This is a genomic window from Oceanicola sp. S124 (assembly GCF_000220565.1).
In the GTDB taxonomy this organism is placed as follows: Bacteria; Pseudomonadota; Alphaproteobacteria; order Rhodobacterales; family Rhodobacteraceae; genus Pseudooceanicola.
Map to the genome: position 1 here is coordinate 1 of NZ_AFPM01000330.1, position 9,319 is coordinate 9,319.

4 protein-coding genes, 1 tRNA gene and 2 pseudogenes are annotated in these 9,319 nt (G+C 64.6%); 3 read left to right on the forward strand and 4 right to left on the reverse strand.

All coding sequences use genetic code 11. The features are described from left to right. From OS124_RS28395 to OS124_RS28110, 3 genes and pseudogenes are all read right to left on the reverse strand, one after another. Positions 1–177 (reverse strand): annotated as a pseudogene (locus tag OS124_RS28395) (hypothetical protein); the annotation flags it as partial. After that, a pseudogene (locus OS124_RS27815) lies at positions 146–424 on the reverse strand (calcium-binding protein); the annotation flags it as partial. The pseudogenes OS124_RS28395 and OS124_RS27815, both read right to left, overlap by 32 nt. A 588-nt stretch (positions 425–1,012) precedes the next feature. Then, positions 1,013–4,435: a Hint domain-containing protein gene (locus OS124_RS28110; protein WP_010142327.1), complete on the reverse strand. Its 3,423-nt coding sequence runs from the start codon at positions 4,433–4,435 to the stop codon at positions 1,013–1,015. Between the two features lie 870 nt (positions 4,436–5,305). Between OS124_RS28110 and OS124_RS0122675 the strand changes: the two genes are divergently transcribed. After that, positions 5,306–5,389: transfer RNA gene (locus tag OS124_RS0122675), tRNA-Leu, on the forward strand. A 273-nt stretch (positions 5,390–5,662) separates the two neighbouring features. Further along, on the forward strand, positions 5,663–7,444 hold the full coding sequence (locus OS124_RS0122680; RefSeq protein ID WP_010142328.1) for an SLC13 family permease: 1,782 nt from the start codon (positions 5,663–5,665) through the stop codon (positions 7,442–7,444). Positions 7,445–7,637: 193 nt separating this feature from the next. Here the strand turns inward: OS124_RS0122680 and OS124_RS0122685 are convergent, their stop codons facing one another. Then, a complete protein-coding gene (locus OS124_RS0122685) occupies positions 7,638–8,117 on the reverse strand; it encodes an Lrp/AsnC family transcriptional regulator (protein WP_010142329.1) in 480 nt (159 codons plus the stop codon). 140 nt (positions 8,118–8,257) lie between these two features. Here OS124_RS0122685 and OS124_RS0122690 point away from each other — a divergent pair, with 140 nt between their 5' ends. After that, positions 8,258–9,295, forward strand: coding sequence for a zinc-dependent alcohol dehydrogenase family protein (locus OS124_RS0122690; protein ID WP_010142330.1), 1,038 nt, complete (start codon positions 8,258–8,260; stop codon positions 9,293–9,295). Positions 9,296–9,319 lie beyond the last annotated feature (24 nt).

A 9,319-nucleotide genomic window follows, 5' to 3' on the forward strand; every position in this document is an offset into this window, starting at 1 on the left:
GTCGAGCAGGTCGTCGCCCGAGCCGCCGATCAGCGTGTCCTCGGCCTCTCCGCCATAGAGCGTGTCGTTGCCGCGCCCGCCCTCGAGAGAGTCGCTCGACGTTGCCGCCCTCGATCCAGTCATTGCCGGATCCGCCGTAGATGGTGTCGTTGGTATCGCCGCCATAGAGCGTGTCATTGCCCGCGCCGCCGTAGATCTTGTCGCTGCCGGTGCCGCCGTCGATCAGGTCGTCGCCGGACCCGCCATAGAGCGTGTCGTTGCCGTCACCGCCGTAGATGTCGTCATCCCCGCCGCGACCCTCGATCCGGTCTTGGCCCTGCTGGCCATAGATCGTGTCGTCGCAGCTGGTGCCCTGCAGGCTGTCGTTGTTGCTGGTCCCCGAGATCGTGTGACCCGAGCCCGACCCGCCGTGACTACCACTCATTTTCTACCTCCGAAGCGCGACTTGCTGGCACCGGTCATGAGCCCATGCCGGTCCGTGTCCTTGATGTGTTGAAAGTCCGGTTTCCGATTTTCATCGGCAGCGCCCGGCCTTTGCGCCCCCTGGAGCGGAGATAGCCAAAATTTTCGAAGAATAGCAATCGGGACGTTGGCATTTTCGCCAGCGCAGCCTGCAATGCAGGTACGAAAACAAAATTGGATGCGGAAGGGAGAACAATTAACCACGCGCCAGAAGTGCGAGGTGACCTTAAGGTCACGCTGGGCGCAAGGCAGCCATGCGCGAGAGGTCAAGCTGCACTGGCCGGACGCCCCGGTGATTCGGGGTATCGGTCGCACGCCCGCGCCGATTTTACTTTACGTTCAGCAAGTTGCCCGCCGGGATTGTACACGCCCGGGGAACACTACCCAGAGCATTCACCGCGCTGTCAGCCGCGCCCGGGGCGCTGCGGTGGTCTTGGTCCCCATCCACCACAGCGCCCACGGGCGGGCCGGGTGGCGTCCGGGCCTGGGCCCCGACGCCTGCCATGCCGTCCCCCGATGGCATGGCCCGGCTGCAAGTCCGCATGTCGAATCAATCGAGGGTCAGCAGCTCCGCCTCGTGGCGCTTCAGCGTCTTGCGGGCGGCGCCGTAGCCCTGCAGACCCTCCTGCCCCTTCAGCTCGGGGAAGAGTTCCCAGATCTCGTTGCGCTGCGCATTGCCCAGACCGTCCATCGTCTGATGCCCAGGCTGGAAGCTCTCCGACCAGGCACCGTCGGACAGCACCACCTCGTGCTGCTCGAACAGGAAGTGGATGTAGGTCGTCTGCTCGGCCGCCAGCCGCTCGACCCCCGAAAGCCCGGTCAGGTGCTTGGCCGAGACCAGCACCTCGCGGTCCTCGAAATAGAGGGCGGTCTTGTCGTTGTTGATCAGCATGCGGTGGTTCGGGCTGACCACCATGTCGCGCTCGGGCAGGCCATGGCCCAGGGCCCCGCGCCGGATCAGCACCGGCTGCAGGTGCCGCGCTTTCAGCAGCTCTCCGCCCTTCAGGTGACGGGTGCCGATCCAGCGGATCGGCTGCATGCCATTGTCGCGGGTGATCACCCGGTCGCCGGCCTGCAGCTCTTCCACCGGCACTTCGCCGCGCGGCGTCGCGATCAGCGTTCCCGGCGTGAAGCAGGGCACGATGTTCTCGATGTCGGTGAAGGTCGACGTGCCAAGCAGGTTGTTGTCGGCGTCGTAGTATTCGACCTTGCCGTCTTCCTGGTCGGGCGAGGTGTACTTGATCTCGATCCGCCCGCCTGCGGGCGCCGAGCCAGTCAGATCCAGCGTGTCGTAGTCGTCGCCCGAGCTGCCGCCGTCGATCACGTCGCCGATGCCGGCGCCGGTGATCACGTCGCGACCGCCGCCGCCATAGATCATGTCAACATCGTCGTCGCCGTCGTTCGCGATGGTGTCGTTGCCGGCACCGCCGGTAACCACATCCGCACCGGCGCCCGCGCTGATCTCGTCATCCCCCGACGCACCCTCGACCAGGTCGTCGCCGGATCCGGCATAGATCACATCCGCGCCGCGACCGCCGTAGATGCTGTCATCGTCGATGCCCGCATCCAGCGTGTCGTCGCCGGATTCGCCATAGAGCACGTCATCGTCGTCGCCGGTGATGATCGAGTCATCGCCGCGCCCGCCGCTGACGGTGTCCTTGTCGTTGCCGGGCAGCGGGTCGGTGGCATCGGGCTCGTTCGAATAGAGCATGCCGCTGGTCGAGGCCGAGGCGTCGATCACGTCGTCGCCCGAGTTGCCCTGGATGCTGTCCGAGCCGTGACCGCCGAAGATCACGTCGGCCCCCATCTCGCCGATGATCGTGTCATCGTCGATGCCGCCATAGATCAGGTCCTCGCCCGAACCGCCATGGATCAGGTCGGCGTCGTCGCCGGTGAGGATCGTATCGTTGCCGCTGCCGCCATAGACCGTATCCCGCTCGTCATAGGGGTTCGGGTCGGACGTGGCCGAGGGATCGAAGCTGTAGGGCAGGTTCGGATCGTCGCCCGAGTAGTCCGAGAACAGGTCCATGCCCGCGACGATGCTGTCGTCGCCCGACCCGCCCCAGATCTCGTCATTGCCAAGCGAGCCGAGGTTGGAGTCGGTCTGGGTGCCGTCGATGGTGTCATTGCCGGCGCCGCCATAGATCAGGTCGTCGTCGATGCCGCCATCGATACTGTCGTGGCCGGTGCCGCCGAAGATCGTGTCGGCATCGTCGCCGGTCGAGATCGTGTCATCGCCCGAGCCGCCATCGACCCAGTCGAGGTCATCGCGCTGGTCGTCGCCGGTCTCGTAGGGGATGCCGTCGAAGGTCTCGTGGTCCAGCGCCTGGCTGGCCGATCCGGTGCCGATGCTGTCGTTGCCCGCACCGCCGTAGACCTCGTCACTGCCCTCGCCGGCCGCCACCGTGTCATCGCCCGAGCGCGCGTGGATCACGTCATCATCGCCGCTGTCGCCGACGATGATCGCATCGTCATTGTCGACGAAATCGCCATCCGGATCGCCGTCGTAGGCGGTATCGATGGAATCGTCGCCGGTGGTGCCCATGACGATGCCGTCGCTCGTCGGGTTCGGCGGATTGGGATCGGTCAGGACGTTCTCGATGTTCTCGTAGGTCATCGTCCCGGTGACGTTGTTCTCGTCATCGTAGAAGGTGACCGTCCCGGCCTCGTCATCGCCCGACGCCTGTTCGACCGTGACCTTGAGGCCGCGCAGGTCCAGCGTGTCGTAGTCGTCGCCACTTTCGCCGCCATCGACATGGTCCCCGACAGAGGCGCCGATGAAGGTATCGCGATCGGCGCCACCATAGGACAGGTCCGCCCCGGCGCCGTCGGTGATCGTGTCGTCTCCGCCCTCGCCGAAGACCGTGTCGTCGCCCGAGCCGCCACTGATCTCGTCATTGCCGTCCGACGAGGTGGTCTGCGAGCCGTCCACGTAGTCCGGCGTCACGTCATAGGACATGTCCGTCATCAGGATGCCGGCGGTGCCGCTGGCGACCTGGGTGTGGACGATCTCGATCTTCGTCACCGGGCCGGGAATGGTCACCAGCGCCGAAGTCTGCCCCGCGTTGGTCGCATAGTCGCTGTACGGCACGCCAGACAGCAGCGTCTCGGTGCCCCCGGCACTGTCCTCATCCGTCGCGATGACCTTGCTGCCCGCATCCACATCGATCTCGACCAGGTTGCCGTCGGCATCATAGGCCCGGATGATCACCTTGGAGGAAAGGTCGATATCGTTGATGCGGAAGCTGACGTCATCGACTTCGGCAGAGAACTTGAAGGTATAGGTGGCCGACTCGCCCTTCTGGTCGAGGTAGGACAGCATCCCCGAGGTGCTGTCGACAGAACCGCCGTCCTCGGGACGCACACCGTCGATGTTCTGCACATCGTCGCGGTAGCTGGTCTGCGGCGATCCGTTGGTGTGCGAGGTCGAGAAGGTGACATTGACCTGACCCGTGTCCTGGATCTGGTTGTAGATCTTCTCGCCGTCGTTGATCGAGTTGCCGTAGTAGTCGCGCAGCTTGTCCCAGTCGAAATCCTCGCGCACGCCATCCGACGCAGCGCCGGTGTCGCCGTAGATCACGTCATTGCCGCTGCCGCCGTAGAGATCGTCGTTGCCCGTCCCGCCCGAGACCATGTCATCGCCCGAACCGGCCTCGACGGTATCGTGACCGCTGCCCGCGTAGACCTCGTCATCGCCGGCCCCTGACAGCACGGAGTCCGAGCCGCCCCCGGCCAGCACGATGTCGTCGTCGCCGGTCTCGCCATCCAGGATGGCATCGTCATTGTCGATGTGATCGCCGTCGGGATCGCCGTCGTAGGAGGCGTCGATGGTATCGTTGCCCGAGGTGCCCTCGACGTAGCCATCCGGGTTCGAGCCGCTGCCGCCGCCGTAGCAATCGTCGTCGTCATCATGACTGCCGTAGCCGCCATATCCGCCGTAGCCGCCCCCATAGGAGCCGTGCGAACCGCCCATCTCGTCACCCTCTCTCTACCCCCGGCCCTGTCCCGGCCGGTGCGCGCGCCCGTTCAACAGGTCGACGCGAGAATTTCAACAATATCCTGCGCTGAAGATGCGGTGACTCCGGGTGCCCAAACAGGTGTGTCCCATCGGCACCATCAAATCGGCGCCGATCCTGAACCCGGTCCGCATCGTGACGACACAAGACATTTTCGAGGGACCGCCCCCGGTCCCGAAAAAAGGTGCCCTCCCAGACGGGCACTACGGTGTTACCGTTTATACGCCCAGTCTCAAAGGGGAAAAGAGGCAAGAAAAAGGCGCACATCAGGCGAAATCGACAATTTTGCCGCCGCATTCCAGACACATTCACGGCCCGCTTTGCGTCCATTGTTGACATGGTTAAGCCACGCAGATGTAACTAACCCTATGCCATGAAATGGATAATCTTGCAGCCGCGGCATTGGTTCGCCACGGAGCTGCCACATTCGTTTCTGCGCAAGAAACAGTATACACCTGCCGCACCGGCCTCATTCCCTCCTTATTTTGACCACTTTTTGTGCCGCGCACCGGCCGTCTGTGCTCAGGTTGCATCAAATCCCATGCGTTTTTCCGCCCCGGGGAAGCGTGTTCCGCCCTTGATCGGGAGGAGTGCGAATCAAGGCCCCGACGAGCACGCCCGGCACCGTCCCGGGCGGCGCTGCTCCTGCGACCTCCCCGAAACGGAGCCGAATTACGGGGCCAAAGCCGGGCGGAGGCGCGCGCCCTCGGGGGCATCGAGCCCCCTCCGACGCGGGAGCCCTGCGGTCTCCCCGCCCCACTCCACGCTTTCCTCTGGACGCGACCGACGCCGCTGGTTAAACCAAAGTTCCGAAAACGACGTTTCGGGCCCAAGTGGCGGAATGGTAGACGCAGGGGATTCAAAATCCCCCGCCGCAAGGCGTGTCGGTTCGAGTCCGACCTTGGGTACCAATGACTTGGCTGGACCTTCAGGGTCCGCTCGAACACCTGGTCACGGTGTCGGCCACAGGCCCCCCTTTATTTCTGATCCGCTTCACAGTCCCAGGCACCATGCCGAAGCGTTGGCCACGATTTTTCCGGAGGGCGGCCTCGCGTGCGCCTTGCCAAGTGCCAGCGAGCAAAGTTCCGCCAGTCGCCCATGAGGCAACAAGAACTTCCTTCGCCAAACCTTTTTGCCTGTGTGACAGTTCTCCCGTCAGGACGTCCCTGACTTGGAAAAGAAAAATGGCAGAGTTTCTGGGCATCGACGCGGCGGTCCTCGCGATCGTGCTTCTCGTCCTTCTCTTCATCGCATTCACCATCGAGAAATACCCCCCCGACGTCACCGCAGCCGGCGGGGCGGCCCTTTTCATCGTGCTGGGGCTGGTGAATGGCGATCAGGTGATGAACGTCTTCTCAAGCTCGGCGCCCATCACGATTGCGGCGATGTTCGTGGTCTCGGGGGCCCTGGTGCGCACCGGCGTGCTGGACGCGCTGGCAAACGTGCTGGTCGATCGCGCCAAGTCGCACCCGGTGGTGGCCATCGTGGTCTTTGTCGGCGCGACGATCCTGGCCTCGGCCTTCATGAACAACACCCCGGTCGTGCTGGTTCTGATCCCGGTGGTGATCCGGCTAGCGGACAGCCTTCAGCTGGCCCCGACACGGCTGTTGATCCCCTTGTCCTATGCCGCGATCCTGGGCGGCACCTGCACGCTGATCGGGACCTCGACGAACATCCTCGTGGATGGGGTCGCCCGCGAGTCCGGACTGGCCCCCTTCTCGATCTTCGAGATCGCCCCCGTCGGGATCGGCGTGGCGCTGGTCGGTGGGATCTCGATGATGATCCTGGGCCGGTACCTGCTGCCGGATCGTGCGCCGAAGGAAACCGGCGAGGCGCCCGAGACGATCTATCTCTCGGAGGTGACGCTGCAGCAGGACTATCCACACCTCGGGAAAACCCTGGCCCAGATCGCGGACTTCCAGCGCGCGGGCGTCCGCGTCACCGGTGTCCGACAGGGCGCCAGGATCGTGCGGGGCGATGTCGACAATCTTGTCGTGGGCAAGGGCGATGCGGTGATCGTCCAGACCGGGACCTCGGAGTTGCTGACCCTGGCCGAACAGACTGGCCTGCGTGTGGGCCTGCGCCGGTCGATCGAGCTGGACCCGGACGCACAGGTCCGCGTGGCCGAGGTGGTCGTCACGCCGACACGTCGCAGCACCGGCGTCCGCATCGCCGATCTGGCCCTCGGCCGGCGCGCCGGCATCCGGGTGCTGGGGGCCTTCCGTCCGGGCCACATCGCGGGGGCGGACCTGTCCAGCGTGCGCCTGCGCCCGGCGGACAAGCTGCTGCTGGAGGGCACCTCCGAAGGCTTCGAGGAGCTGGCCAAGTCAGGCGATGTCGTTTCGGTCAACGCCCCGAGCGGGCGCGCCTACCGTCGCCGGCAGGCCCCGATCGCGGTGCTGACATTGATGGCAATCGTGGGCCTGGCTGCCTTCGACGTGATGCCCATCGGCCTGTTGGCCCTTGTCGGCGTGGCCGCGATGCTGCTCCTGCGCTGCATCGACAACGACGAGGCCTGGAGTTCGATCGACGCCTCGATCCTGATCCTGATCTTCGCCATGCTGATCGTCGGGGCGGGGCTGGAACAGACCGGAGCGGTCGAGCTGATCGTGGGCGCTCTGGCGCCATGGCTGCAGGGGCTTCCGCCTTTCGTGACGCTGGTCGCGATCTACACCGTCGGGTCCATCCTGACCGAGACGGTGACCAACAACGCCGTCGCCGTGATCTTCACTCCGATCGTCATCTCGCTGGCCGCACAGCTTGGTGTCGACCCAAAGGCCTTCGTGGTCGCGGTTATGTTCTCGGCCAGCGCGAGCTTCGCCACGCCGATCGGATACCAGACAAACACGCTGGTCTACGGAGCCGGGAACTATCGCTTTGCCGACTTTCTGCGGATCGGGATCCCGATGAACATCATTGTGGGCCTGGCCGCAGTCCTGCTGATCCCGGTGTTCTTTCCGATGTGAGGGGGGATCGCCAACATGGATTGACCCGATCCAGCGCAAACCGGCCCTTCGTTCCGGACGCTGCAATCGGCCGGTCCCGGCCCTTCCGCGACATTGGTTCAAGGCACAGCTTCCGCCCAAGCTACGACGCGGAGGGCCTGGAGCGCCATGTTTCCCGGGCGAGCATGTGCTGGCGCCCTGGAAAGTCTTCGGCTCAACGTCTGGCAGTTGAGGTCACCGGCAGTTTGCTGGACGCCTTCATCTCCTTCAGTGACAGGTTGGAGCGGATGCTCGTCACGCCTGGCAGCCGGCGCAGCGTGCTGTCGACAAAGGTGCTGTAGTCGTCGAGGTCGCGCGCCACCACGATCAGCAGAAAGTCATCCGCCCCGGTGGTGTTGTGGCAGGCGAGGATGTTTGGCGTGGTCTCGACGATGCGCTGAAATTCGGCAGTCGCGGCCTGGTCATGCTCGGAACAGCGCAGTTGGACGAAGGACATGACGCCGAGGCCCAGCTTGCGACGGTTCAGATTGGCCTGGTAGCCTTCAATGAAGCCGCTCTCTTCAAGCCGTTTCAGTCGGCGCCAACACGGCGTCTCGCTCATCCCGAGGCGATCAGCGAGCCTGGCGTTGGTCATGCGACCGTCCTCCTGCAACAGGGTCAGAAGCTGGGCATTGACGGCATCGATCTCTGGCATGGGGCAGCTTCCCTCTTGAAATGGATCCGTTTTGGCGGAACCTGCCCTGAATATCCGCAATGCAGGGAAGATTGGCAAAGGTATTTCACGACAGCGGGGCTAAGATGCCGCCCATCCGCCCAGAGCCGAAAGACCCTGCCATGAAAGCCGTCCTCTTCGAGAAGTTTCAGGAAGTCCCCAAGCTGACCACTGTCGCCGACCCCACGCCCGACCTGAATGGCGTGGTGCTGAAGGTCGCGGCTACAGGTGTCTGCCGCAGCGACTGGCATGGCTGGATGGGCCACGACAGCGACATCGACCTGCCGCATGTGCCCGGCCACGAGCTGGCGGGCGTGGTCGAGACCGTGGGCCGCGACGTCAGGAACTGGAAGCCCGGCGACAAGGTTACCGTGCCCTTCATCTGCGGTTGCGGCAGCTGTTCGGAATGCCATTCCGGCAACCAGCAGGTCTGTCTGCATCAGGAACAACCGGGCTTCACCCACTGGGGATCCTTCGCGGAATACGTACCGATCCATCAGGCCGACCTGAACCTCGTGGCGCTGCCCGAGGGGATGGACTTCGCCACCGCCGCCAGCCTCGGATGCCGCTTCGCCACGTCGTTCCGGGCGGTCATCGACCAGGGCAAGGTCAGCGCGGGCCAATGGGTCGCGGTGCATGGCTGTGGCGGCGTCGGCCTGTCTGCGGTCATGATCGCCGCGGCTGCGGGCGCGAACGTGATCGGCGTCGATCTGGACCCGGCCAAACTGGCCATGGCGCAGGAGCTTGGCGCGGTGGCGGTGATCGACGGGCGCGAGGCGGACGTCCCAGCCGCCATCCACGAGCTCAGCAAGGGCGGCGCACATGTCTCGCTTGATGCGCTGGGACATCCCGTGACCATGACCAACTCGATCCTCTGCCTGCGGCCTCGAGGGAAGCACGTGCAGGTCGGGCTGATGCTGGGTGAGCACGCCGCCCCCGCGATCCCGATGCCCAAGATCGTCGGGCAAGAGATCGAGCTGCTCGGTTCCCACGGGATGCAGGCGCACCGCTATGGTGCGATGCTGGACATGGTGGCATCCGGGCGGATTGACCCGTCGCGGCTGGTGGGTCAGCAGATCAGCCTCTCTGACGCCCCCAAGGCCCTGATGGAGATGGACAAGTTCCAATCCGTCGGCGTCACCGTCATCACACGGTTCTGACATGCGACACATCGCTTTCATCGG

Bases quoted from the DNA above. Each gene is read 5' to 3' on its own strand.
- OS124_RS28110 (WP_010142327.1), bottom strand. From the start codon at position 4,435: ATGGGCGGTTCGCACGGCTCCTATGGGGGCGGCTACGGCGGATATGGC.
- OS124_RS0122680 (WP_010142328.1), top strand. From the start codon at position 5,663: ATGGCAGAGTTTCTGGGCATCGACGCGGCGGTCCTCGCGATCGTGCTT.
- OS124_RS0122685 (WP_010142329.1), bottom strand. From the start codon at position 8,117: ATGCCAGAGATCGATGCCGTCAATGCCCAGCTTCTGACCCTGTTGCAG.
- OS124_RS0122690 (WP_010142330.1), top strand. From the start codon at position 8,258: ATGAAAGCCGTCCTCTTCGAGAAGTTTCAGGAAGTCCCCAAGCTGACC.